At 56.7% G+C, this 24,118-nt stretch carries 26 protein-coding genes; 10 read left to right on the top strand and 16 right to left on the bottom strand.

Translation table 11 applies throughout. From position 1 onward, the window contains the following. Window positions 1–66: 66 nt before the first annotated feature. Together EU557_RS21390 and EU557_RS21395 are read right to left on the bottom strand one after the other, a co-directional pair. Entirely contained in the window at window positions 67–393 is a 327-nt protein-coding gene (locus EU557_RS21390; RefSeq protein ID WP_135532527.1) for a hypothetical protein, read from the bottom strand. A gap of 103 nt (window positions 394–496) precedes the next feature. Beyond that, window positions 497–769: a VF530 family protein gene (locus EU557_RS21395; RefSeq protein WP_135532528.1), complete on the bottom strand. Its 273-nt coding sequence runs from the start codon at window positions 767–769 to the stop codon at window positions 497–499. A 120-nt stretch (window positions 770–889) separates the two neighbouring features. Between EU557_RS21395 and EU557_RS21400 the strand changes: the two genes are divergently transcribed. The 3 genes from EU557_RS21400 to EU557_RS21410 are packed head-to-tail and all read left to right on the top strand — an operon-like array spanning window position 890 to window position 2,363. After that, window positions 890–1,720: a glycoside hydrolase family 25 protein gene (locus tag EU557_RS21400; RefSeq protein WP_167855303.1), complete on the top strand. Its 831-nt coding sequence runs from the start codon at window positions 890–892 to the stop codon at window positions 1,718–1,720. A gap of 11 nt (window positions 1,721–1,731) precedes the next feature. Next, window positions 1,732–2,127 (top strand): septal ring lytic transglycosylase RlpA family protein, encoded by a 396-nt coding sequence (locus EU557_RS21405; RefSeq protein ID WP_135532530.1) that lies wholly within the window; start codon window positions 1,732–1,734, stop codon window positions 2,125–2,127. A 38-nt stretch (window positions 2,128–2,165) separates the two neighbouring features. Further along, window positions 2,166–2,363, top strand: a complete 198-nt coding sequence (locus EU557_RS21410; RefSeq protein WP_135532531.1) for a hypothetical protein — start codon at window positions 2,166–2,168, stop codon at window positions 2,361–2,363. A gap of 145 nt (window positions 2,364–2,508) precedes the next feature. Here EU557_RS21410 and EU557_RS21415 read toward each other — a convergent pair whose 3' ends face one another. Further along, window positions 2,509–2,925 (bottom strand): DUF6799 domain-containing protein, encoded by a 417-nt coding sequence (locus EU557_RS21415; RefSeq protein ID WP_135532532.1) that lies wholly within the window; start codon window positions 2,923–2,925, stop codon window positions 2,509–2,511. 241 nt (window positions 2,926–3,166) lie between these two features. On the opposite strand from EU557_RS21415, the gene EU557_RS21420 reads away from it, so the two are divergent. The 4 genes from EU557_RS21420 to EU557_RS21435 all read left to right on the top strand — a co-directional run bounded on the left by EU557_RS21420 (window position 3,167) and on the right by EU557_RS21435 (window position 8,952). Further along, window positions 3,167–4,096: a DnaJ C-terminal domain-containing protein gene (locus EU557_RS21420; protein WP_135532533.1), complete on the top strand. Its 930-nt coding sequence runs from the start codon at window positions 3,167–3,169 to the stop codon at window positions 4,094–4,096. A gap of 193 nt (window positions 4,097–4,289) precedes the next feature. Further along, entirely contained in the window at window positions 4,290–4,622 is a 333-nt protein-coding gene (locus EU557_RS21425; RefSeq protein ID WP_135532534.1) for a chaperone modulator CbpM, read from the top strand. A 183-nt stretch (window positions 4,623–4,805) separates the two neighbouring features. Continuing rightward, the gene (locus EU557_RS25975) at window positions 4,806–6,395 is read left to right on the top strand and encodes an OmpA family protein (RefSeq protein ID WP_135532535.1); all 1,590 of its coding nucleotides are present in this window, start codon (window positions 4,806–4,808) and stop codon (window positions 6,393–6,395) included. Window positions 6,396–6,801: 406 nt separating this feature from the next. Continuing rightward, on the top strand, window positions 6,802–8,952 hold the full coding sequence (locus EU557_RS21435) for a glycoside hydrolase family 97 protein (protein ID WP_135532536.1): 2,151 nt from the start codon (window positions 6,802–6,804) through the stop codon (window positions 8,950–8,952). 72 nt (window positions 8,953–9,024) lie between these two features. On the opposite strand, the gene EU557_RS21440 is transcribed toward EU557_RS21435, so the two are convergent. The 9 genes from EU557_RS21440 to EU557_RS21480 form a co-directional block, all read right to left on the bottom strand. Beyond that, window positions 9,025–9,384 carry a hypothetical protein gene (locus EU557_RS21440; protein ID WP_135532537.1) on the bottom strand — a complete coding sequence of 120 codons (360 nt, stop codon included), beginning with the start codon at window positions 9,382–9,384 and terminating at the stop codon, window positions 9,025–9,027. Window positions 9,385–9,476: 92 nt separating this feature from the next. Next, the gene (locus EU557_RS21445) at window positions 9,477–10,223 is read right to left on the bottom strand and encodes a DUF2625 domain-containing protein (RefSeq protein ID WP_210116105.1); all 747 of its coding nucleotides are present in this window, start codon (window positions 10,221–10,223) and stop codon (window positions 9,477–9,479) included. A 93-nt stretch (window positions 10,224–10,316) separates the two neighbouring features. Beyond that, window positions 10,317–11,048, bottom strand: coding sequence for a ZIP family metal transporter (locus EU557_RS21450; protein ID WP_135532539.1), 732 nt, complete (start codon window positions 11,046–11,048; stop codon window positions 10,317–10,319). Between the two features lie 147 nt (window positions 11,049–11,195). Continuing rightward, window positions 11,196–11,933 (bottom strand): class I SAM-dependent methyltransferase, encoded by a 738-nt coding sequence (locus EU557_RS21455; protein ID WP_135532540.1) that lies wholly within the window; start codon window positions 11,931–11,933, stop codon window positions 11,196–11,198. 121 nt (window positions 11,934–12,054) lie between these two features. Then, a complete protein-coding gene (locus EU557_RS21460; protein WP_135532541.1) occupies window positions 12,055–12,318 on the bottom strand; it encodes a heavy metal-binding domain-containing protein in 264 nt (87 codons plus the stop codon). A 3-nt stretch (window positions 12,319–12,321) separates the two neighbouring features. Beyond that, on the bottom strand, window positions 12,322–12,705 hold the full coding sequence (locus EU557_RS21465) for a hypothetical protein (protein WP_135430100.1): 384 nt from the start codon (window positions 12,703–12,705) through the stop codon (window positions 12,322–12,324). 61 nt (window positions 12,706–12,766) lie between these two features. Further along, window positions 12,767–13,390, bottom strand: coding sequence for a hypothetical protein (locus EU557_RS21470; protein ID WP_135532542.1), 624 nt, complete (start codon window positions 13,388–13,390; stop codon window positions 12,767–12,769). An 87-nt stretch (window positions 13,391–13,477) separates the two neighbouring features. Next, complete coding sequence (gene nadC / locus EU557_RS21475) at window positions 13,478–14,338, bottom strand: carboxylating nicotinate-nucleotide diphosphorylase (RefSeq protein ID WP_135532543.1); 861 nt, start codon at window positions 14,336–14,338, stop codon at window positions 13,478–13,480. Between the two features lie 142 nt (window positions 14,339–14,480). Next, window positions 14,481–14,879, bottom strand: coding sequence for a DUF4783 domain-containing protein (locus EU557_RS21480; RefSeq protein ID WP_135532544.1), 399 nt, complete (start codon window positions 14,877–14,879; stop codon window positions 14,481–14,483). A gap of 141 nt (window positions 14,880–15,020) precedes the next feature. Here EU557_RS21480 and gpmI point away from each other — a divergent pair, with 141 nt between their 5' ends. Both gpmI and EU557_RS21490 read left to right on the top strand, forming a co-directional pair. Beyond that, on the top strand, window positions 15,021–16,568 hold the full coding sequence (gene gpmI, locus EU557_RS21485; protein WP_135532545.1) for a 2,3-bisphosphoglycerate-independent phosphoglycerate mutase: 1,548 nt from the start codon (window positions 15,021–15,023) through the stop codon (window positions 16,566–16,568). Then, window positions 16,561–17,148: a hypothetical protein gene (locus tag EU557_RS21490; protein WP_135532546.1), complete on the top strand. Its 588-nt coding sequence runs from the start codon at window positions 16,561–16,563 to the stop codon at window positions 17,146–17,148. Before gpmI ends, EU557_RS21490 begins: the two co-directional genes overlap by 8 nt. A gap of 97 nt (window positions 17,149–17,245) precedes the next feature. Here the strand turns inward: EU557_RS21490 and EU557_RS21495 are convergent, their stop codons facing one another. From EU557_RS21495 to prfA, 4 genes are all read right to left on the bottom strand, one after another. Then, complete coding sequence (locus tag EU557_RS21495) at window positions 17,246–17,836, bottom strand: hypothetical protein (RefSeq protein WP_135532547.1); 591 nt, start codon at window positions 17,834–17,836, stop codon at window positions 17,246–17,248. Window positions 17,837–17,944: 108 nt separating this feature from the next. Further along, window positions 17,945–18,367 carry a secondary thiamine-phosphate synthase enzyme YjbQ gene (locus EU557_RS21500; RefSeq protein ID WP_135532548.1) on the bottom strand — a complete coding sequence of 141 codons (423 nt, stop codon included), beginning with the start codon at window positions 18,365–18,367 and terminating at the stop codon, window positions 17,945–17,947. 76 nt (window positions 18,368–18,443) lie between these two features. Then, window positions 18,444–20,006, bottom strand: a complete 1,563-nt coding sequence (locus tag EU557_RS21505; protein WP_135532549.1) for a right-handed parallel beta-helix repeat-containing protein — start codon at window positions 20,004–20,006, stop codon at window positions 18,444–18,446. Between the two features lie 138 nt (window positions 20,007–20,144). Continuing rightward, window positions 20,145–21,215: a peptide chain release factor 1 gene (gene prfA / locus EU557_RS21510; protein WP_135532550.1), complete on the bottom strand. Its 1,071-nt coding sequence runs from the start codon at window positions 21,213–21,215 to the stop codon at window positions 20,145–20,147. Between the two features lie 410 nt (window positions 21,216–21,625). On the opposite strand from prfA, the gene thrA reads away from it, so the two are divergent. Further along, window positions 21,626–24,067 carry a bifunctional aspartate kinase/homoserine dehydrogenase I gene (gene thrA / locus EU557_RS21515; protein WP_135532551.1) on the top strand — a complete coding sequence of 814 codons (2,442 nt, stop codon included), beginning with the start codon at window positions 21,626–21,628 and terminating at the stop codon, window positions 24,065–24,067. The last annotated feature ends 51 nt before the right edge of the window (window positions 24,068–24,118 follow it).

Here is a 24,118-nt window from a genome sequence, read left to right on the forward strand (position 1 = left end):
TGGCCGGGACCGACCGGCCCCCATGGTTTCACCAGCCACTGCCCCCGCAGTGGCTTTTTTATTTTATCACGGATTGAACAGGGGCCACAGCAGCAGGAACCCTGTCAGCAGCGAGAGGTAAAACCAGCCCATAAGCTGCCCCCGGTGGCGCCGCGGCATCCGGTTGCTGAGTATCAGCACGGCCACTACATCCAGGGCCAGATGCAGCAGCAAGAACACCACTGTTTTCACCCAGTTGCTCACGATGGTATTTTCTGGCTGCATCTGATCCTGCATGCCCAGGCCTGAGGTAGCAAACTTCAGCACCTGGTAGGCCACTAGTTCAAACAGCAGAAACAAGCCAAAACCGGCCAATAAAGCCAAAGGCCCAGATTTCTTGGTTATTTCAGCCATTGGGGCGAGTGGTGATTTTTAAAATTGCGAAGAGGGCAGTGGCCTAGGGTGGTGCCGCCGATAGCCGCGACGATGCTTCCGCGGCACCTTTACTCTCTCTGCTCTACCGCTTCTTTAGTACCTCTTGGGTGCGGGTTTGGATGTAGAGCTCCTCTACTTTGGTGCGAGCCCAGGGCGTGCGACGCAGAAACGTAAGGCTAGACTTGATGCTGGGATTCACGGCAAAGCAGTTGATGCGGATGCGGCGGTCTAGCTCGGGCCAGCCGTATCGGTCTACCAGATACTCCAGAATCTGGGCCAAGGTAACGCCGTGCAGCTCGCGGATCAGGTGCCCCGATTCGTCGCGGGCATCAGCTGGATTTATAGATTCGGCCATGAGAAACAAGCAAATAGTGGCCTACGAAGGTCCGTAAAAAGACCGGTTTTTCTGTGTTCTTTGCCCTAAGTAGGCACCAGAACACACATTTGGCACGTTACCTTTGAGATGCCGACGCTTATGAAGACCCTTCGCCGCCCCGTCATCCGTCGCCGTGCCGCTGCTTGGCGCCGGCCCCTGCTGCTCGCTTTGCTGGTAGGGTTGCTGGGCACGGCGTTCTTCTACGGTCACTACCGACGGCAAATTAACCGGTACGTACGCCGGGCGTACGCCACTTGGCGCAGCGGCCACCTGACTGGCCTAGAAAAGACGCCGTTACTGGCCGGCTACAGTGTGCACGGCATTGACGTATCTGCCTATCAGGGCCGCATCGACTGGTCTAAGGTTGCGGAACATCAGGTCCGGTTTGCCTTCATCAAGGCCTCGGAAGGAGTTACCCTCCGCGACCCGCGCTTCCGCCGCAACTGGAAGCAGGCCCACGCCGCCGGCATCTACCGGGGGGCCTACCACTACTTCCAACCCGACTACGACGGTGCCCGCCAGGCCAACCTGTTCACGCGCCAAGTACCCCTGATGCCCGGCGACCTCCCCCCGGTGCTGGACGTGGAGCACCCCCAGTTTCATGATGTGCACAAGATGCGCAAGGGCATTGCCACTTGGCTGCGCCTCGTAGAGCGCCACTATGGCGTACGGCCTATTCTGTACTCCAACTACAGCTTCTACCGCCGCTACCTGGCGGGCCACTTCGATGAGTACCCGCTGTGGCTGGCGCACTACGAGGTAGATCAGCCTAAATTGCCCCGCAACAGGTGGATTATCTGGCAGCACTCAGATGAGGCCTACGTGCCTGGCATCAAGGGCACCGTTGACTTCAACGTGTTCCAGGGTAACTTCCGGCGGCTGCTAGATTTGCGTATTCCGCCCAAACCTGCCGCGTCGGCACCTCACTAACTCATTGGTCCATGCCTACCTTGCCCCTGCCTCGGTTCCTGCAACTTTCTCTTCTGAGCACTACACTAGGCCTCTTGGCCAGTTGCGCCGGCGGGGCCGAAACCTTCACGCAATCGGGCAAAGCCTCTTTTTACGCCGACAAGTTTAATGGCCGCAAAACAGCCAGCGGCACCACGTACCGGCCCAACAAGCGCACGGCGGCGCACAACACACTGCCCTTTGGTACGGTGGTGCGCGTTACCAACCCCCGCAACCACCGCTCCGTGAAAGTTACCGTCACTGACCGCGGGCCCCACGCCAAGGGGCGCGTAATTGACCTTTCTAAGAAGGCGGCCCGTAAAATTGGGATTGTTGATGCCGGCGTGGCCCCCGTTGAGCTTAAAGTAGTTCATCGTAAGAAAGGCTAGGCCAGTACCCACACCCAGTACCTCATTCTTTTACTCCTATGCGCATCCGCAAAAAACTCCAGTGGACTATTCCCGCCGACCCTGACCGCTTTGTGCGCTTGGGTGCCTTTGTGAAAGCTGCCGAAACCCAAGGCTGGAGTGAAGCCGAAGTACAGTTTGTGATTGATGAGCTGGTAGAAGCCCGCGACGAAGCCGAGGTTACCCTCATCCTGGAAGATTATACCCAGCGCCGATAAGCTTCGCTTCCTGCAGTAAAGAGACAAGTTCACTGCCAACCATCATCGAGCCGGGTAAGTGGCCTAGAAACGTGAAGCCCGGTGGGAGTCAGCTAGCTGACTCCCACCGGGCTTTTTTGGTCGGCATTCGTAGGCCAGTACAGGGTTACTTGCCTTTCTTCTTGGCCTTTACCTTGCCTTTGCCTCCGCTCATCTTGGCCTGCATAATGCTGTCTTGCTGAGCTTTATAAGAGGCTGAAGTTAAGCGGCCGGTTAGTGATACATAGTCGCCTTCTTTCAGCGTAGTGGTGGTGCCGTCGCTCATGGTTACGGTACCATCTGCCCCGATTTTGGTACCGTTTACCAGCGTAGTTTCCGAGGTCAGCGCATCGGTGTGGGCGTCGCGCGTCATGATTACTTTACCGTCTTTCATCAGGAAGCCATCCTTCATGGTGGCGCCCTTAATTACGACTTTCTGCTTGGGCTGCACGGCCTTGCGGGGCGGCATGGTGGTTTGCGCCTGAGCACTCAGGCTGGTGGCGCACAGCACAGCGGCTACTGCCAGAATAACGTACTGCTTCATACTAGTGAATGATGTTGGTGAGAGAGTAATAAACCAGCTAACTGGTGTGTAAAATACAAACTACGGCGCACGTAGCTCCGCATTTTTGGCAGTAACCTCAATGGGCTGGAGTTCGTTTCAAAACGATAATCGTGCCCGTTTGGTACGGACCAGAACGATTTCTCCCCGACCATGAGCGGTTGGGCAAGGCAAGCCGGCTGCGCCGCACGCCCGTCCTTCTTTCTGCTTTTTATTCAACATCGTGGAATACAAAGACTACTACAAAATTCTGGAGCTCGATAAGTCGGCCACCAAAGAGCAGATTCGGAAGCAATACCGGAAACTGGCCCGCAAATACCACCCCGACGTGAACCCCAACGACCCGGAAGCGGAGCGCAAGTTCAAGGAGGTGAATGAGGCCAACGAGGTACTTAGCGATGATGAGAAACGCGCTAAATATGACCGCCTCGGCGCCGACTGGCAGCGCTACGAGCAGGCCGGCGCGGGCCGGGGGGCCGGCGGCTTCGACTGGTCGCAGTACGCGCAGGGTGGTGGGGGCGGCTTTGGCGGTTTCGAGGGCCAGGGCGGCGACCCATTCGGCGGCGCCGACTTCTCCGATTTCTTCAGTTCCATGTTTGGGGGCATGGGTGGCAGCCAGGGCGGCAGTGCACGCCCACGCGCCGGCCAGGACTACCAGGCCGAGCTGGAACTCACCCTGGAGGATGCCTACCAGGGTGGCCCCCGCACGCTTACCGTCAACGACAAAAAGCTGCGCATCAACATCCACCCCGGCGTGGAAGACGGCCAGACCATCCGGTTGCGCGACCAGGGTGCGCCGGGCCGCAACGGCGGGCCCAGCGGCTCCCTCTACATCACCATTCGGCTGCGCCCCGATGCCCGCTATACCCGCACCGGCAACGACCTGACCATGGATGTACCCGTGAGCATTTACAAGGCTCTGTTGGGAGGCGAGCAGATTGTAGAAACGCTATCGGGACCGGTGAAAATCAATATCAAGCCCGAAACGCAGAACGGCACCCGCCTGCGCCTGCGCGGCAAGGGTTTCCCGGTGTATCGGCAGGAAGGCCAGTTCGGCGACCTGTACCTACGCCTGACCCTAACTCTGCCTCAGAACCTCACCGATCAGGAGAAAGACCTGTTCCGCCAGCTCGCTGCCCTGCGCCCCGAGTAGCCCACGAGTATTCCGAACCGACACAGTGCCTTGTCATTCCGACGCAGGCGGAATCTGGATAAAATCGAATACGGCTATGACCCAGATTTTTCCTGCGTTGGAACGACAAGCTTCTTGCTTGCTCCGTCAGCGTAAGTGCCACCTAGGCCAGTTGAACATCGTTTCTCCGTCCGCTTACCCTTGAAAACAGCTTATGGATACCCACATCATCACGATTACCTTCCGCGACTGCGCCACCCGCTACGGGCTAAGTGAAGCCGATGTGCGGGAGTTCGTGGAGCTAGGTCTGTTGCACCCGGCCACTAGCACCCCCAATGCCTTGGAAGAGGAGCCCGACCACCTGGCCCGGCTGGCCCGCCTGCACCATGAGCTTGGCCTGAGCAAAGACAGCCTGGAAGTGGTGCTGGCCATGCGCCAACGCATGCAACAACTACAGCAGGAACTACAGCTCCAACAGGCCCGCGTGCGCCAGCTAGAAAGGTTTCTGCGCGGCTCAGCACCCCTTCTGGATATTGATTTATTGTAAGCTTAATCAGTGGCTTGCCTAGGCCAATACGGTTCAGCTTGCTGGAATTAGCCAGTCAGGTTGCTATCCGGCAGCTTCTGCGGGCCTAGTAAGGTAAGAGAAGTACAACTTTTCCGGCTTAGTATGGTATAAAGCCCCTAACTGACCTACAGATAGTTGATCTGCCACCTTTTTCCCCGTTATATGCTTCCACGCATTCCCCTATCTAAAGCCATAGCGCTGGGGTTATCAGCCTGGGCCCTGGCTCCACTGGCCTCGCATGCTCAGACTGCTGACCGTAAAACGGCCATTGGTATCAACGTAAGCGCCATGCAGTACAAGGGCAACTTCGGTTCTGACTACTGGAACTGGAGCGAGAACAAGTATGCGCCCGGCATTACCATCAGCCGCTACCTGACCAACGGTCTGGACCTGCAGCTGAGCGGTAATTATGTTGAGTTCAAGAAGAACACAGCCGCGGGCGCCCCTTACTTCGGCAGCAACTTCGCTACTAATGTGGTGAATGTGAACCTGGGCCTGAAATTCAAGCTCTTCAAGGAGGAGTCGTTCATCCGGCCTTACCTGCTGGCTGCTCCGGGCCTGACCTACATGAGCCGCGAAGGCACGCTCAACCGCAACAACACTATTACCCGCACCGACGAGGACAAGAACTATTTCGACCTGTTTGGGGCCGCTGGTTTGAGCTTCCGGTTGGGAGACGCAGCGAGCCTATTCGTGCAGACTGGGCAGCACATTCCGTTAGGCGCCAACATTGATGGCGTGCAGACCCGCGACGACAACAAGTGGGACGACAAGTTCTTGCAGCATACCGTAGGCCTGAACATAAACTTAGGCAAAGCCAAGGATGAAGACGGCGACGGTGTACCTGACCGCAAAGACAAATGCCCCGGCACGCCCGCTGGCGTAGCAGTGGATGCCAACGGCTGCCCCCTAGATGGTGACGGCGACGGCGTTCCGGATTACCAGGACAAGTGCCCCACCGAGAAGGGCCTAGCAGCACTGGAAGGCTGCCCCGACCGTGACGGTGACGGCGTACGCGACGGCGACGACAAGTGCCCCGACACCCCCGGCAAAGCGGAGCTGCAAGGCTGCCCCGACTCGGACAACGACGGCGTAATTGACCAGAACGATAAGTGCCCCGATACTCCCGGCGGTGTGAAAGTAGATGCCAACGGCTGCCCCATTGACTCTGACGGCGACGGTGTGCCCGACTACCAAGACCGCTGCCCCAACCGTCCCGGTCCGGCCTCGAACAAAGGCTGCCCCGAGATGAAGATTGAGGAGAAGAAGCGTCTGCAGGAAGCCACGAAGTTCATCCAGTTTGAGTTCAACAAGGCTACCCTGAAGCCTATCTCCTTCCCAACCCTCGACGGTCTGGTGCAGATCCTGAACGATTACCCGGATTACTTCCTCGGCATCTCGGCCCACGCCGACAACATCGGCAACGATGACTACAACCTGCGTCTGTCGGATGAGCGTGCTGCCTCGGCCCGCGCGTACATGCTCCGCAAGGGCATCCCTGAGAACCGTATTGTGTCGCACGGCTACGGTGAGAGCAAGCCTATTGCTGACAACAACACCGAAGCAGGCCGCGCCCTCAACCGCCGCGTAGAGTTCGACGTGTACCTGCCCGGCGACCCGAACCCCGCCGAAACCAAGTACGGCCCGGCTCCCGAGATTCCGGCTGCTCCCGCTAAAGCCGCTCCGGCTCCCGCCAAAAAGGCACCCGTGAAGAAGGCTCCGGCCCGCAAGCCAGCCCCGCGCCGTAAGTAATTCGGCCCCTGGCCTAGGCCACTCCTGAAAGCGGCCCGCTCACTTGAGCGGGCCGCTTTTTTGTTTTTGCTAGCATTGAACGGCTACAGAGACGCGTATTCGCGTCTCGTCGTTGAAAGACAACATTTGAACGACTAGCTAGCACAATAGCCGTTGAATGATGTGAGGTAAATAACATCAGCACGCGAGGAGACACAAATATGTGTCTCTACGGCCGTTTATTACCTCAACTTACCCACCTAAACTGGCCTAGCTGGTCAATAGCGCACAGGAACCCGGCAACGGCGCGGTAGCAACTTACCCAGGAAGAATAGAACTTGCCTGCCAGTAACTTTCCCTCAGTTTGATGACCTTGTTTGGCTGAAACTGAGCTTTCTCTAGTGCGCTACTTTCTCTTTCCCCACCCATGAAGGACCACTTCACTTCTAGGCCACTCTCCCTGCGGGGCCTGAGTCGCCACCTCCTACTGCTCGGCACCTGCCTTGTAAGCGGCTTGGCTAACGCCGAAGAAATTCAGTCGCCGAATAAGCAGCTGACCCTGGACTTCACCCTGCAGGCCGACGGCGTACCCACGTACAGCCTCACGTATAAGGGCCGGCCGGTCATCAAAACCAGCAAGCTAGGCCTGGAGCTGAAGAATGCCCCAGCCCTCACCAGCGGCTTCACAGTAGCCGACTCCAAAAGCACCACCTTCGATGAAACCTGGCAGCCAGTGTGGGGCGAGGTGAAGAGCATCCGTAACAACTACAACGAGTTGGCCGTCACGCTCAACCAGCCTGCCACCAGCCGCACGGTTATCGTGCACTTCCGAGTGTTTAACGATGGCCTGGGTTTCCGCTACGAGTTCCCGCGTCAGCCCAAGCTTGACTACTTCACCATTAAGGAAGAGAAGTCGCAGTTTGCGCTGGCCGGCGACCATAAAGCGTTCTGGCTGCCCGGCGACTACGACACCCAGGAGTACAGCACCGTTACCAGCAACCTCTCGCAGGTGCGTGGGCTGATGAAGGAAGCCACCACCCCTAATGCGTCGCAAACACCCTTCTCCGCTACGGGCGTGCAGACGCCGCTCATGCTCAAGAGCAAGGACGGCCTCTACATCAACATCCACGAAGCGGCTCTCATCGACTACTCCGCCATGCACCTGGAGCTCGACGATAAGAACTTCGTGCTGGAGTCGCACCTCACGCCCGACGCCGTGGGCGACAAAGGCCTGATTCAGACCCCGGCCGTTTCGCCTTGGCGCACGGTGATTGTGAGTGATAAGGCGGGTGATATTCTGGAGTCGAAACTGGTGCTCAACCTCAATGAGCCCACCAAGTTCAAGGACGTGTCCTGGATTAAGCCCGTGAAGTACGTGGGCGTATGGTGGGAGATGATTACGGGCAAGAGCACGTGGTCGTACACCAATCAGGAGAACATCAAGCTCGACGAAATTGACTACTCCAAGGTGAAGCCCAACGGCACCCACGGCGCCAACACGGCCCACGTGAAAGAATACATTGACTTTGCCGCCAAGCATGGCTTTGATGGGGTGCTAGTGGAAGGCTGGAACACCGGCTGGGAAGACTGGTTCGGTAAGCACAAAGACTACGTGTTCGACTTCGTGACGCCCTACCCCGACTTCAACGTGCAAGAGCTGCAGCAATATGCGGCCAGCAAGAACGTGAAGATGATTATGCACCATGAAACCTCCGGCTCGGTGCGCAACTATGAGCGCCACCTCGATTCGGCCTTCCAGTTCATGAACAAGTACGGCTACAACGCCGTGAAAACCGGATACGTGGGTGACATTGTGCCCCTAGGCCACCACCACTACGACCAGTGGGTGAACAACCACTACCAGTACGTGCTGGAAAAAGCTGCTGAGCACAAGATCATGGTGAACGGCCACGAGGCCGTGCGCCCCACTGGCCTAGCGCGCACCTACCCTAACCTGATCGGCAACGAGGCCGCCCGCGGCACCGAGTATGAGGCCTTTGGCGGCAACAACGCCGACCATACCACCATCCTACCCTTCACCCGCCTTATTGGCGGGCCCATGGACTATACGCCCGGTATCTTCCAAACCAAGGTTAGCGCCTACAACCCCAGCAACAACTCCTTCGTGCACACCACCTTGGCTCGGCAGCTGGCCCTGTACGTGACCATGTACAGCCCCCTGCAAATGGCCGCCGACCTGCCCGAAACCTACAACAAGCACCTCGACGCCTTCCAGTTCATCAAGGACGTAGCCGTAGATTGGGACGACTCCAAAGTACTGGAAGCCGAACCTGGCGACTACATTACCATTGCCCGCAAGGCCAAAGGCAAGAGCAGCTGGTTCGTGGGCAGCACCTGCGACGAACAGGGCCGCACCTCCAAAATCAACTTCAGCTTCCTCGACCCCGGCAAGAAGTACACCGCCACCATCTACGCCGACGGCAAAAACGCCCACTACGAGAAGAACCCCCAGGCCTACGCCATCCGCAAGATGACGGTGACCAACAAAACCAAACTCTCGCAGCTCTGCGCCCCCGGCGGCGGCTACGCCATTAGCCTCATGGAAGCTGGCAAGTAAGTTTTAGTGGCCTAGGCCTACTAAACACAAGCGGCCCGCTCTACCAGAGCGGGCCGCTTTTTGGTTTATTACTTATGTTCTGTTCTTTACGTACTTGGCAAATTCTTCTTCCAGCATGCTCTCAGCTACATACTTATCCCGGAAGGCGCCGTACTCTGTTTCGGCAAAAGCAAATGCAGCCTCTACTGTGTCAAAATCCGTGGTTATTCCATAAGGTTCCTCCTCATCAAATGGGGTAAAGTCTGTTATGTCAAGATACCCCTCATCACTTTCGTCGAACACTTCATGGTACCTGATACCATAAGCTTTTTCTTCGTCAGCGTCTAGCGTGACAAATCTTAGAATAACGTCTTCCCCTTCTTGTCGAGAAGATAGAATTTGAGCAAGTGGCTTTCCAGCACTGAGCCGAGCTTTTGCCTCACTTTCAAGCATTTGTTTTGCTATTGCTATTATTAACCTAAAATGGCAGTTGTTTTTTCGGCTAGCCTACACCAAATCCACCAAAAGCTTGTGCGTTAGCAGATTCACTGTGAGCCGTCTAATTTACGCTGCATATCCTGCTCAAAATTCCAAAGCTCCTGGATTGGCACAGTACCTCGTTTATCCTTGCCCACATTTTTCCCTTCTTTCGTGAATAGGAAAGGATAACAAGCTAACCCTTGAGTACCCGTCAGGGCGCTAACTTCTTGCTCCCACCCTTTCCAGCGCAGGTTACGGTAATACCCCTTTAAATCGCCGGAGAAACAAAAAACCAGAAATTCAGAGTAAGTTTTATTCGTGGCTTCCCAGCGAAGATTGTCAGGAGCAAAATAGAAAATCTTGCCCAAGGTTTCTTGTCCGAATGCGCCACCATTAATGGCATAAAAGCCTCCTAATACATCATCCGCCACCAGTAGCATTCCTGCTGGCTTGTCTTGGTTCCAGCTCATAAGGGAGCGGTTCATTTTGGGGCTACCAGAGCCCAGTATCCGTAGCCACCCGTCATCAACGAGAATTCCTCCCGTCTCATAAATAACTGCGCCCATGGGCGAACGAGTTGTAACCTGGGCAGCAAGCAAAGCGCTATCGGCGCGAGCGGGTATTTTCGGTAATACTTGCACTTTATTCTTTGCCTCGCGCATCCATTGATTTACGAGTTCCCATCCTGGCTGTTGAAGATTAATTAACTCCGATAACGGCCGTTTAGCTGGTCCCTGCGCGTGCAGACTTGAGGTAACCATAACCGTACATAGCATGCCGAGGCAGCAGCTAAGTACACGGGTAGTGTTCAAATTACTTGGCACGAGAATGCTAATTGTTTGGCTAGCAGAAAAGATAATTAAACGCACTGATAAGCACGTAAACGCTACTATATCATTATTGAGCTACACCAAATCCACCAGCAGCGCTAGCGCCAGGCCCGCTACGGTAGCCACTACTTTGCGCATGTTCAGGCTGTGGTCGGGGCTAGTTTCGAAGAGGATGGTGGTGGACACGTGCAGGAAGTTGCCGGCAACCAGGCCTAGCAAGCAGGCATAGATACCATTCTGCAGCAAGTCTTTCAGCACCACATAGTTGCTCATGATGATGCCCGCTGGTCCGGCCAGCGCGAACAGCACCAAGTAAGGCAGCGCCTTCTGGAAGCTGCCAAGTCGTAGCAACAGAGCCGCCATCAGGGCAAACGCCGCCGGAATATGGTGCAGGGCTACGCCAGCCAGAATAGCGTAGAAATTATTGCTCACGTCGCCGGCCTCGGGAGTTTTCACCAGGATGCTGCCTTCCAAAAAGGAGTGCAGCACCAGCGAGAACAGCAGCAGGAAGGGCACCCGCCCGGCATGCTCGGTGTGGTGGTGCACGTGGCCGTGCTCCACGCCCTGCGAGAACACCTCTAATACTAGCTGCCCAAAGAAGCCCGCCAGCACAAAGTAGCCAATGCGGTGGCCCGGCATCATTTCCAGGGCTTCGGGCAGTAGATGCGTGATGGTGAGCGTAAACAAGTATGCACCGCTAAAGGCTAGCAGCGGCTTCATCCAGGTGGTGCGAGCCGTGGGCATCAGGCGGGTGAGCCAGCCGGCTCCCAACACTGTGCAGAACAACGCAAAAACGGCAAACCACATGGGCAGGCGGTGATATAGTGAGGTGGTGAAGTGAAGGCAACTGGAGTATGTGCTGCCAACCGATTAGATGAGAGACCTAGAACATGCAAGCGTTAGGGCTCTATCACAGCAGTAGGCACACATCAACCGTTAACTCTTCTACTTTCTTTATTTTTTGAGCACGAAAATCATGCGGGGGCTGGTGGCCTCTTCGAAGGGCGCCAAGTGATAGTCGCCGAGAATTTCTACCAGCCGTAGGCCTGCCATACGGAAATATTCCTCAAACCGCTCACGGCTAAGGGCACGTACCCACTCCTGAAAGTGCCGCTCCTGCCCCGTTTCATCCTGAAACCAAATGTCTTTCACAATGAAATCGTGGTGCAGATGTCGCTGAATTCGGAAGGTGGTGCCTCCTTTTTCCTTGGTTTCCGTCGCCACTAGGTCGCGCACGGTTCGCTCGGTATTCAGGAAGTCGATGACCATTTTACCACCCGGCCTCAAGGCTGCCGTAGCATTGCGCAGGGCCACCACGTTCTCAGCCTCTTCCTTGAAGTACCCGAAGCTGGTGAACAGGTTAAAAATCACATCGAACTCGCCGGGTAGGGGCTGACGCATATCGTGCACGAAGAAGCGCAAATGCGAGTGTTCGGCTTCGCTGGCAGAGGCAATGCTCTCCGGCGAGAGGTCGATGCCTGTAACGTGGTACCCCTGCTGACTGAGGTAAATGGCGTGTCGGCCTTTACCGCACGCTAAATCCAATAATCGAGCCTCCGGCTTAGGTTGTAGCCGCTCTAGCAAAGCTGAAATAAACGCCTGCGCCTCGGCATAATTTCGATCCTGGTACAAGAGGTGGTAGTAGGGCGAATCGAACCAGGTGCTGAACCATTCGGTGTGGGTGGAAGGCATAGAGAACAAGAATGCACACAATGAAAAAGGGCGTCTGCACGCCCTTCTCCTGAAGTCCCAGAAACAACTGGGCGCCTATACTCGCAACAATGTTGCAAACATAGGCGCCCGGCTGGTAAAATCAAAGCGAGTCGGTGGGGGCAGCTGTAGCTTTTGCAGCGGGGTTAGGCTCTAGCTCCATCCCGCACACTGGGCAGTTGCCGGGCTTGTCGCTAGCGCTACCCTCGCAGCCCATGGGGCAGACATAGGCAGCAACCTTCGCGGGAGTGGTAGCAGTGGGTGCGGCAGCCGTCTGTTCAGCAGGTTTCTGCTGGCAGCTAGCAAAAGCTGCTGCCATGGCCACTAGGCCACTTGCCACCCACGATTTCCAAGAGGTATTCCGCATCGTTTACTGCTGGCTGCCAGCCTTCTGCTGGGTTGCCTTAGGCTGCTCAGCTGGCGTAGGGTTGCTCTTCTTCACGCTGTTAGGGGCCGCCGTGTTCTTGGTGGCAGGAGCGGCATCATCGTTAGCTGTGCGGCTCTGGTCACCATTCGGACGCTCATCGCCCTGCAGATCTGCGTGCGAGCTAATGGGGGCCTCAATAGCACCACCCTTTGACTGGTCGGCGGCAGCAGCCGTGTGCTGGTCGAAGTTATCGGAAGAGCGCGAGCCAGGGGCTACCATGTCGAGGGATACTTTATTTTCTGGGCGCCAATCGGAGGGCTCAGAGCTGCAGGCGTTCAGAGCGAGAGTAGCCAGAGCTAAGGCAGAAAGCGCGAATTGCTTGGTCATGAGAAGAAGAATGAGCTAATACAAACGAGTTAATGACGAAAGAAGGTCCCGTGGGGTTTGGCTAGGCCACCTGGCCGGGCAGTGCCGACAGCAGGCTCTTGCGGCGCAACATAGCCTCGAACAGCTTCTGGTCGTTGGCGCCTTTAAAAATTTTATCGGGTACCTGCAGGAAAATGGGCGTGTCAAAGGTTCTGGCAGCCCACCGCTTCCAGCCGGTAATTTCGGCGGGCAGCTCCTCGGGGCCTTTCAGCGTGAGCAGGTAGCCATCGGCCTCGCGCTGCACGCCGCCAATCATGTCCCAGGTCAGGCGCATGCCTTCGCGCTCATTGCGGCGCAGCACAATCTGCTTGTTATCAAACTCATAATTGAGCTTCTCGAACAGCGGTTTGCTTTGCTCCATTTGGGTGGCACCCGTAATCTGGGCTGAGCGCAGCAGCACGTACAACAGCGTTAGGATGAGGGCCGAAGCCAGCCACCACCACGAGTGCCAGATGAGGGCAGGCGCTAGGCCAATGGCAAACGGAATGAGCGCATACCACCATTCTTTCCGCCACACTCGGCCCATTGCAATGCGGGTATAGGTGTCGGTATCGAGCTGGTGCTTTTTGGTGACGATGGCCAGCGGTGAAGCTCCCGACTGGGATTGCTGCTGCCGAAAGCCGCCACGTTGATTGGGAAGTTGCATTATGTTTCAGTTGTCAGTTACCAGTTGCCGGTTGCGAGTTAGTAGCAGAACACTACTGATAACTGACAACCGGTAACTGATAACTCATTAAAAAGCTTTCAAACTCAGGTCCAGGCTCTTAACGGAGTACGTTAAAGCGCCCACCGAGATATAGTCGACGCCGGAGGCAGCCACCTCGGCTAGGGTTTCTTCGGTAATACCCCCGCTGGCTTCCAGCGGGAAACGGCCTGCAACCAGCGCCACGGCTTCGCGCAGCTGGGTTGGGCCCATGTTGTCGAGCATGATGCGGTTGACGCCACCTACTTCCAACACCTGTTGTACTTCGGAGAGGTTGCGCGTTTCTACCTCAATCTCCAGCTGCCGGCCCGTTTGGGCCAAGTACTGGTGCGTAGCCTCAATAGCCTGACGGATACCACCGGCGTAATCCACGTGGTTATCCTTCAGCATAATCATGTCGAAGAGACCATAGCGGTGATTTACGCCCCCACCAATAAGCACAGCCCACTTCTCACACATCCGGAAGTTGGGGGTGGTTTTGCGGGTATCGAGCAGGCGGGTTTTGGTGCCCACCAGCAGGCTGGTAAGGTAGGCCGTGTGGGTAGCAATGCCGCTCATGCGCTGCATGCAATTGAGGACCAGGCGCTCAGCCGTAAGAATGCTGCGTGAGCGGCCTTCCACGATAAAGGCTACATCGCCGTGCTGCACACGGGCCCCGTCGGTGAGAATATTCTGCACGCGCAGCTCCGGGTCTACTTCCCGGAAGATATGATGGGCCAGCTCCACTCCGGCCAGCACGCCAGCGTCTTTCACCAGCAGGTGCGCCCGGTTATGGGCATCGGCCGGGATAGAAGCCAGCGTAGAATGGTCGCCATCGCCGATATCTTCGGCCAGAGCCGTCCGGATGAACGTGGAGAGAGCCTCAGGGGTGATGTAGGGAGGGGTTTGCACGGTGCAAAAATAGCAAAAAACAGCCCGACTAGCGCCGTCCAGCTTCCTGGGTGGCCTAGGTGGCCTAGTCAGGCTGAAATCCACAAAAAAAGCGCGCCGCAGAGGGTTCTGCGACGCGCTTTAGGGAGAGTCTGAAAGCTAACTACTCTTTAGAAAAATCGATTGTGCCGATTTTCAGAGTTCCTCCTACCGATTTCATCTTCACAAACATGCGGTAGGTGCTGGTTTTGCCAGCGTACTTGCCCACGGCATAGGGCGTTCCTTCGTTGCTGCCGCCGTAGTGGATAAAGTCAAAAGAAGCCGGTGAATTCTTCGCAAAGAAATCCTTCATCACAAACTCGGCCTGCGTGGCGCTGTAGCTTTGCTTGTCGCCATCGAAGCTCAATTCCACCGTAGGAGCAAAATAATCGGCCAGCTCCCGGGAAGAACTTCCTCGGATGGCATTGCGAATGGGCGCGAAGGCTTCACCTTGGGCGTTGGCACCTACCGCAATAAGTAGGCTCCAAACAAGGGCAAAAGCCAAAAAGAGGTTGCGTTTCATGTTAACGTAAAGATTTCATCATCTCATTCGCGAAAACTATGCCAAGCTGGCGTCGTAAAAAAATCTTCTCCTAGGCCACCCCTACGCGGCTAAGTTAGGAAAATGTGCGTGTTTCAGTGGCCTACGTGTATCTTTGCCCTTATGAACAAACAGGTATTGTTGGTGATTCTGGACGGCTGGGGTCTGGCGCAGAACAAAGAAGTATCGGCCATTGACCAAGCGCGTACGCCCTTTGTCGACTCGTTGTTTCAGCGCTTCCCGCATAGCAAGCTTCAAGCGTCCGGCGAGGCCGTAGGTTTGCCTGATGGGCAAATGGGTAATTCTGAGGTCGGACACATGAATATTGGGGCCGGCCGCGTGGTATACCAAGACTTGGTCCGCATCAATAAGTCAATTCGGGAGCGAAAGCTGGGCTCGATGCCTGCGCTGGTGCAAGCCTTGGATTATGCCCGCACGAATGGCAAGCCCCTCCACCTGATGGGTCTGCTCTCCGACGGCGGTGTACACTCCCATATCGAGCATCTGAAAGCCCTCTGCACCCTGGCGCACGACCAGGACGTGCACAAAGTATTCATCCATGCCTTTACCGATGGCCGCGACACCGACCCCAAGGACGGCGTGAGCTACGTGAATGATCTGGAGCAACACCTACAGCACGGCGCCAGCGGCAAAATTGCCTCTATTGTGGGCCGCTACTATGCCATGGACCGCGACAACCGCTGGGAACGGGTGAAAGTGGCCTACGACCTGCTGGTAAACGGCAAAGGCACCCAGTCGCAGAACCTGATTCAGTCCATGCTCGATTCCTACAAGGAGGGCGTAACTGATGAGTTCCTGAAGCCAATTGTAAAGGTTGGAGCCGACGGGCTGCCGTTGGCAACCATTCAGGACGGTGACGTGGTGATTTGCTTCAACTTCCGCACCGACCGGGGCCGCGAAATCACGCAGGCCCTAACTCAGCAGGACTTCCACGCCTTCAACATGCACCGGCTGAACCTGCACTACCTCACCATGACCAACTACGACGCCACCTTTACCGGCGTCACTCCCATTTTCGAGAAGGATAACCTCGAAGACACGTTGGGCGCGGTGCTGGAAGCCAACCACAAGAAGCAGATCCGCATTGCTGAAACGGAGAAGTACCCACACGTAACGTTTTTCTTCTCTGGGGGCCGCGAGAAAGAGTTTGAGGGTGAGAGCCGCATCATGCGCAACTCGCCCAAAGTGGCCACCTATGATCTGCAGCCCGAGATGAGTGCCTATGAGCTGCGCGACGCCTTGGTGCCCGAACTACAGGCTAAGTCTGCCGATTTCGTGGTACTGAACTTCGCTAATACCGACATGGTAGGCCACACTGGGGTGTTCGAAGCCGCTGTGAAAGCCGCTGAAGCGGTAGATGCTTGCGCCAAAGACGTGGTAGAAGCTGCCTTGGCTAGCAACTACTCTTGCATCATCATCGCCGACCACGGCAACGCCGATATGATGATCAACCCCGATGGTACACCTAACACGGCTCATACAACCAACCTGGTGCCCTGCATCCTGGCCGACAACGACTACCACGGTACACTGGTAGATGGCAAGCTCGGAGACATTGCCCCCACAGTGCTGCAGCTGATGGGCCTGCCCCAGCCAGAAGTTATGACCGGCCAAAGCCTGCTTCGCCCTGAAACCACTCCGAATGCGTAACGTCGGTTGCGCATCGGTAGTACTGCTGCTCCTGTTCACGGCCGCGTGCGGTGGGCAGGAGCAGCCCGTTACGGCCAGCTCCAACAAGCCAGCCCGGGCACTGCGCTACTTCGATGTAAGTGGTTTTGTAAGCCAGGAAGCCGCCCGCCTAAACCAGCAGCGACCCGCCGTGGAAAAGCAGGTGCAGCTGCGCACGGGTGGCCTAGAAACTACGCGCGTACCGCAAGTAGACTGGACGAAGGAGCTGCAGATATTCCAGCAGGCCGACATTAACAAGCCAGCCCTACGGGGCACCTACGCCATCGATTCCCTCACCACCCCCGAGGGTTTAACCAAGCGGACTTACCGCCGCCTGCCGGGCCAGGAGTTCCCAGTAGAGCAGCTGACGGTAGTTACCCAAGGCCCAGCTGTACAATCACTTACCGCCACGTTGGCGCAAGACAATCCGCTCGTTTACTCGCAGAAAAAGCTGGAGCTCCAGTGTCGTAACGGTCAAGTGGCCAGCTATCTAGTAGATGGCATCCAGAAGCTGATTCTGTTTGATAGCGTGCGGTACTCGGCCGCTGGCAAGGTGCTGTAATTATTGGGGGCAAGCAGCCTGACAAAAAAATGGGGCCAGAAAGTAGCATAAGTGCTCACTTTCTGGCCCCATTTCTTATGATAAATTATCCTATTGGCTAGTCTACGTAGGGCTCTACATGCACGGCACTTAACCGGCCGCCGTTGTAGGTTACCGATACGTAGTTGGCGCGCTCCGTATCGCCAATGCGGACCCGCTCAGTGGTGCCAGCGGCGGGACGGTGGGCAGCCGCCATGCGGGCGCGGAGGCGCTGCCCATAGGCGGTTTCAAAGTTGGTAATGGAGGCGTCGCGGAGCAGGTCCTTCTCCGGCGCGCGGTAAAACTCAAATAGATTACCCCGGTGGCGTAGTAGCAGAATGGTATCTATCTGACCAGCTTCATGGAGGTTGCGGAAGGGTTTGCGCGTCACCACCGTGCCACCTGCCTTCAGCAATTCAGTTACCGTCGGCTCTGGGCCGAAGGGCTGGCCGGCCAAGGAGTCATTGGTTAGGCGTACCACCTTTGCTGTGGGGCCGGGCACGGCCGCAGCGGACTTCGCTGTAGTAGGTGGCTTGGGGGCCTGGGTAGCCTGCTTACGCTCGTCGGTTTTGGAACCGTCAGGGCCACAAGCACTCAGCAGCATCGTTGTGTAGAGCGAAGCAGCTGTCAAGGCTTTGGCGGAAGTAGAGAGTAACAGCACGGCTAACATAAGCGCAGGCGAAGAGTACCTTTTGGCACTATACGCAAAAGTGCAGCCAACGGCTTGCTTATCACTGGGTAAATCGGTGGGAAACAGCTTCAGCTGTGCAGAAACAACTTATTGCCCCATCAATGTAGCCACCACCCAACGGCGCCCACCGTGGTTGCGGTGCTCACCGAGGTAAATGCCCTGCCAAGTACCCAGCGCCAATTCCCCATTGGTAATCGGGATGCTTACTGCGTGGCCTAGCAGGCTGGCTTTAATGTGGGCGGGCATGTCGTCGGGGCCTTCCAGAGTGTGGCGGAAGTAGGGCGCGTTTTCGGGCACTGTCCGGTTGAAGAACTGCTCGAAATCGTGCCGCACCGTAGGGTCGGCGTTTTCGTTAATGCTCAGGCTCGCGGAGGTGTGCTGAATGAAGAAGTGGGCCGTACCTGTGCGCAGCTGTTCCAGCTCCGGTAGCTCGGCCACCAGCAAATCAGTTATCAAATGAAAGCCCCGACTAACCGCCGGCAGGCGCAAACGCTTCTGAATGAACTGCATGGTGGGTGGTTGTTAATTGCTGGCTGTCGGTTGCTACCGCTTAACCATCAACAGCCAGCAATAAATACTCAACTGGCTACGGGTTCTTGCGCTCATACGCACCAAGGTCAGGCGTGGCGGGGTCGCGCGGGCGGTTGAGCAAATCGGTGGTCAGGCTTGGCAACGGCACCCCTTTATTGCTGGCTGGCGACAAGGTATCTAGCTCGAAATTGTACGCTTTACCTCGTGGCCGAGAGGGGGTACTTTTAAATAGGTAATTAGGTCCTTCGGTAGGATTCAGAATGTTACCGTTCTTGTCTTGACTGAGTGGGCCGGTTGTGTACTGCTTAGTAAGTAGTACGCTATTGGAAATGTTAATATTACTGGCATACCGTTCACCATTCAAGAAGGTTAGCTCATCCTGACTAGTACCATCAAAAGTGAGCCGTGGCTGCGCCCATAAAATAGAATTCCGCATAGTAAACTGGGGGCTCACTACTGGTCTAGTCTGATTATTAATTTTAATGTTATCAGAAAGAAGTACCGAGGGGGTTAGGCGTATAAGTGAGGAGGAGCTAGAACCTGGAGGGGCATATACATAATTAGCAATAGTACAGTAATCTAGCTGGTATACGCTGCCTTGCACACCCCAAATAGCATACTCCCAACAATTAGTAATTAGCGTATTGCGCACGGTAAAGTCGCCTGAGAGGCCTAGCAAAGCGGCACCTTGCAATGCTAGACCACCACTAGCAAAGTCGAGGCTATAGCTGGATATGTTTCTAATGGAGCAATTCTCTACCGTCACTTTCGGACGCGGCTGGCGATTGTAGGGGTTATATATCAGCAGACCAAACGAGGCATTCTTGAGTTCTGTGAACCGAATTTCGTTGTCGTGGCTGCTGGCGTCGAACTCAATGCCACCCCACTGTCCGGGTAGTTCTGCGTAATCCTTTTCGCGCCGGTCGCCTTGGAAGCGCACAATGTTGCGGTCATCAGCCTTTACCTCGCCCGTAGGCCTGTAATTAGGGCTGATGCGTAAGCGACCCTTCACCACCAGAAATGCGCCCGCGTGGCTGTAGATGCGGGCGCCGGGCTCAATAGTAAGTGTGCAGGTAGAATCTACCAGAGCATATCCATAGATGACGTGCGGCTTATCAGCCTTCCAAATGGTATTACAGGCTAGTCGTTCGGCCGAATGGAAGTAGGCGTTCTGGCCGTAGCTCACCACTTTCACCTGCTGGTCGTTGCCATTGGTGCGGAAGCGCAGGTTGTTTTCTACCAAAAATGGTTTCTCGTCGCTGGGCGTGGGGTCGATGGTGGCCCGCACGAGTATCAGCAGGCTGTCTTTGCCCCGAATCACTTTGTCGCGGGCCGTGGTAGCGGCGTCGCCATCTATGAGTAGGGAGTACGTTACACCTGGCTGGCTCTCAATGCTAATTTCCTCCACCTTCACGGCCCGCGGGTTGCGGTTGCGTACCCACAGCCGCTTCGTGACAGAGCCCACCGAGGTAAACACAGTATCGAACTTGACCGTGTCGGTGGAAAACTCAAGCACGGCACTGCTATCCTTGGTCAGCAGATCCTCCTTCGGCTCGCAGCCCGGTAGCAGCACCGTAATGCAAGACAACACAAGCAACAACGGGAGTAGAAAGCGCATAGAGGGAAATAACGGGGTATAAAAGCGTCATGCTGAGCCCGCCGACGTATCTCTAATACTTCTCTAGGCCAGTAGCCAGAGGTAGAGATGCTTCAGCAAGCTCAGCATGACAACGGGTTGACGGCTGACTTAGTGCACCTAGGCCACTCCTTCTTTTAGGCGTTCGGCGCTTTCGGCGAGGCGCAGCTGCTCCACGAAATCGTCGATGTTGCCGTCCATTACGCTGGTCAGGTTATACACGGTATAGCCAATGCGGTGGTCGGTTACGCGGCCCTGGGGGTAGTTGTACGTGCGAATCTTGTCGGAACGGTCGCCGCCCCCGATCATGCTCTTACGGGCTGCGCCTTCGGCTTCGTTCTTTTTGGCCAACTCAATCTCGTAGAGGCGCGAGCGAAGTACCTGCAGGGCCTTGTCGAAGTTCTTGAGCTGGGACTTCTGGTCCTGGCACTGCGCCACGATACCCGTGGGTAAGTGCGTGAGGCGCACGGCCGAGTAAGTGGTGTTAACCGACTGACCACCAGGGCCCGACGACATGAACAGGTCCTTACGCACCTCGTTCATATCGATTTCTACGTCGAGTTCCTCGGCTTCCGGCATCACCACGATAGAAGCTACCGAGGTGTGAATGCGGCCCTGGGTTTCAGTGGCCGGCACGCGCTGCACGCGGTGTACGCCCGACTCAAACTTGAGCTTACCGTACACGTCCTCGCCTTTCACGGCCAGGATAATTTCTTTGTAACCGCCCGAGGTGCCCTCGGTAGCGTCCACAAGCTCCATTTTCCAGCCTTGGCGTTCGGCGAAGCGCATGTACATACGCTGCAGGTCGCCGGCGAAAATAGCGGCCTCGTCGCCACCCGCACCGGCCCGGATTTCCATGATAATGTCCTTGGAATCGTTAGGATCCTTCGGAATCAGCAAGTCTTTAATCACCGACTCCAGGCGCTCCTGCTCGGGATAGAGCGTTTCCAGCTCATCCTTCGCCATCTGGCGGAAATCCTCGTCCTTTTCGGTAGCAATAACTTCCTTGGCGCCGTCGATGTTGGCCAGCACATTCTGGTAGGCCCTATACTCGACCACGATCTTATTCAGATCCTTATACTCTTTATTGAGCGTCTTGAAGCGCTTCATGTCGCTCATGACGTCGGGGTGCGTGAGCTGTTCGCTTACGTCGTTGAAGCGCTGTTGGATGGCCTCTAGTTTATCTAGCATCGTGCCTGCAGAAATGATATTGGGAGTGCAAAGGTACGCAAACGAATCCGTCCCTGAATGCGGGCGAACTAGCTGGCAGCGTAGTAGTTTGTCATTCCGAGCGGAATAATCCTTACCGTTTGTTCTCCCGTAGAAATTGTAGAATTAACTAATTGATAAACATTGCTCTTTCAGAATAATTCCTAGCTTACCGCCACAAACCCGCACGTATGGCCTCGCTCCGAGCCCTTTTTGTTTCACCCCGCATGGTAATGGCCCACCCGGTCATTATTACAGGGACAACCGTGACAACAACCCGCTAAGCGGGCTGCGGATTTCTCTTACACCTTAGATTCTTCGCCGCCCGCTTCGCCGGAAAGCCCCACCAGGGAGCTACCGGGCCGATGCGGGCTTTTTCATGTCAACACATTATGCAGGTTCTCAAATTCGGAGGTTCATCGGTGGCTACGGCCGAGAATATTCAGCGAGTGTTAACCCTGGCAGAGGCTGCCGCCCGTCGCACGACCACCATAGTGGTGGTGTCGGCGCTGGGGGGCGTGACCGATGCACTGATTGAGGCCGGACGGCGGGCCGCGGCCACCGATGGGCAGTACCGGGAGCAGCTGCGGCACCTAGAGGAGCGCCACCTAGAAGTGGTACGCGGGCTGTTGCCCATCACGGGCCAAAGCGCCGTGCTCAGCTTCGTGAAAACGCATTGCAATGAGCTGGAAAGCCTCTGCGACGGCATATTCGCGCTGAGCGAGCTTTCCCCTCGCACCCTCGACCGGCTGGTGAGCTACGGAGAATTGCTGTCGTCACGGGTGGTGGCAGCTGGTCTAGCGGCCCGTGGAGTGGCCCACCAGTGGCTAGACAGCCGGCAGCTTATCCGCACCGATGCCAAGTATGGCCACGCGGCGGTAGACTTCGGCGTAACGAACCAGCAGATTCAGGAGTCAGTGGCGGCAGCTGGGGTGCCGCTGCTGGTAGCGCCGGGGTTTGTGGCTTCGGAGGCCAGCGGCAGCACTACCACGCTGGGCCGCGGTGGCTCCGACTACACGGCCGCCATTTTTGCGGGTGCGCTAGGGGCTGAGCAGTTGGAAATCTGGACGGACGTGAGTGGCATGATGACGGCCGACCCACGGCTGGTGCGGCACGCTAGGCCTATTCCGCGCATCTCCTACCAGGAGGCCATGGAGCTTTCGCACTTCGGGGCCAAGGTGCTATATCCGCCTACCATTCAGCCGGTGCGCCAGCAAGGCATTCCGCTCTGGATCAAGAATACGTTTGCGCCCGAGGATGCTGGGACGCTAGTAGAAGTAGAGCCTCCAGCTAACAAGGCCATTGTGCGAGGGCTGTCGAGCATTGGGCCAGTAGCCTTAGTGCGGCTGGAGGGCAGCGGGATGGTGGGCATTCCGGGCTTCTCGCGGCGGCTGTTTGCGGCCCTGGCCCGGGAGCAGGTCAACGTCATTCTCATCACGCAAAGCTCCTCGGAGCACTCTATCTCGGTGGCGGTAAGTGAGGCCGAAGCCACCCGGGCCAAACAGGCCGCCGACGCGGAGTTTGCGGCCGAAATCAGCAACGGCCGCCTCGACCCGCTGGCTCTGGAAGGTGGCCTAGCCATTGTGGCGCTGGTGGGCGACCAGATGAAGGACCACCCCGGCATCAGTGGGCGCATGTTTTCGGCGCTGGGCACCAATGGTATCAACATCCGGGCTATTGCTCAGGGCTCCTCGGAGAAGAATATCTCCACCGTTATCCGGCAGCAGGACGTGCGCAAGGCCAGCAACGTGCTCCACGAGACGTTCTTCGAGGCCACCACGCGCCAAGTGAACCTGGTGGTAGCGGGCGTGGGCAACGTGGGCAGCAAACTATTGGAGCAGCTGGCCCGGCAGCAAACCTGGATGCGCGAGAAGCTGCGCCTGAACCTGCGGGTGGTAGGCCTTGCTAACAGCTCCCGCTTCGTACTAAACGAGGAAGGCCTCGACTTAGCAAATTGGCAGCAAGCCCTGGCGGCAGGTCAGCCCCTGGATTTGCCTACCCTCACGGAGCAGTTGCTGGCCCTGAACCTGCGTAACACGGTATTCGTGGACGTGACGGCCAGCGCCGACGTAGCCACGTGCTACGCCCCGCTGCTAGCCCGCTCGGTGGCGGTGGTGGCCTGCAACAAAGTGGCCGCATCTTCCGACTATGTGGCCTACGCCCGCCTCAAAGCTCTGGCCAGTGACTTCAACACCCAATTTCTGTTTGAAACCAACGTGGGCGCGGGCCTACCGGTCATCGGGACACTGAACGATCTACTGCGCAGCGGCGACGAGGTGCACCGCATCGAGGCCGTGCTCTCGGGCACGCTCAACTTCGTGTTTAATAACTACGATGGTACCCGCCCCTTTGCCGAGGTGGTGCGCCAAGCCCAGAACGAAGGCTACACCGAACCCGACCCGCGGCTGGACCTGACGGGAGTTGATGTGGCCCGCAAAATCCTGATTCTGGCTCGGGAGTCGGGCCAGCAGTTGGAGCTCAGCGACATCGAAAACGACTCCTTCTTGCCGGCCTCCTGCCTAGAAGGCGACGTGGCCGCATTCTACGAGCAGCTGGCCGTGCACGAGCCACACTTCCGGGCTTTGTATGACGCGGCAGCTGAGAAAGGCGAGAAGCTCCGCTTCGTGGCCCGCTACCGCGACGGTCAAGCGCGCGTAGGCCTGCAGTCCATTGCCCCCGGTCACGACCTATACGCCCTCCAAGGCAAGGACAACGCCGTACTGTTCTTCACCAACCGCTACATAGAGCAACCCCTCGTCATCAAGGGAGCAGGCGCCGGGGCCGACGTAACGGCCTCGGGGGTATTTGCGGATATTTTACGGGCGGTGCAATAGTCGTAACCTCGTGCTTATTTAATGAATTTAGAACGTCATGCTGAGCGAAGT

The organism is Hymenobacter wooponensis, from assembly GCF_004745865.1.
GTDB lineage: Bacteria > Bacteroidota > Bacteroidia > Cytophagales > Hymenobacteraceae > Hymenobacter > Hymenobacter wooponensis.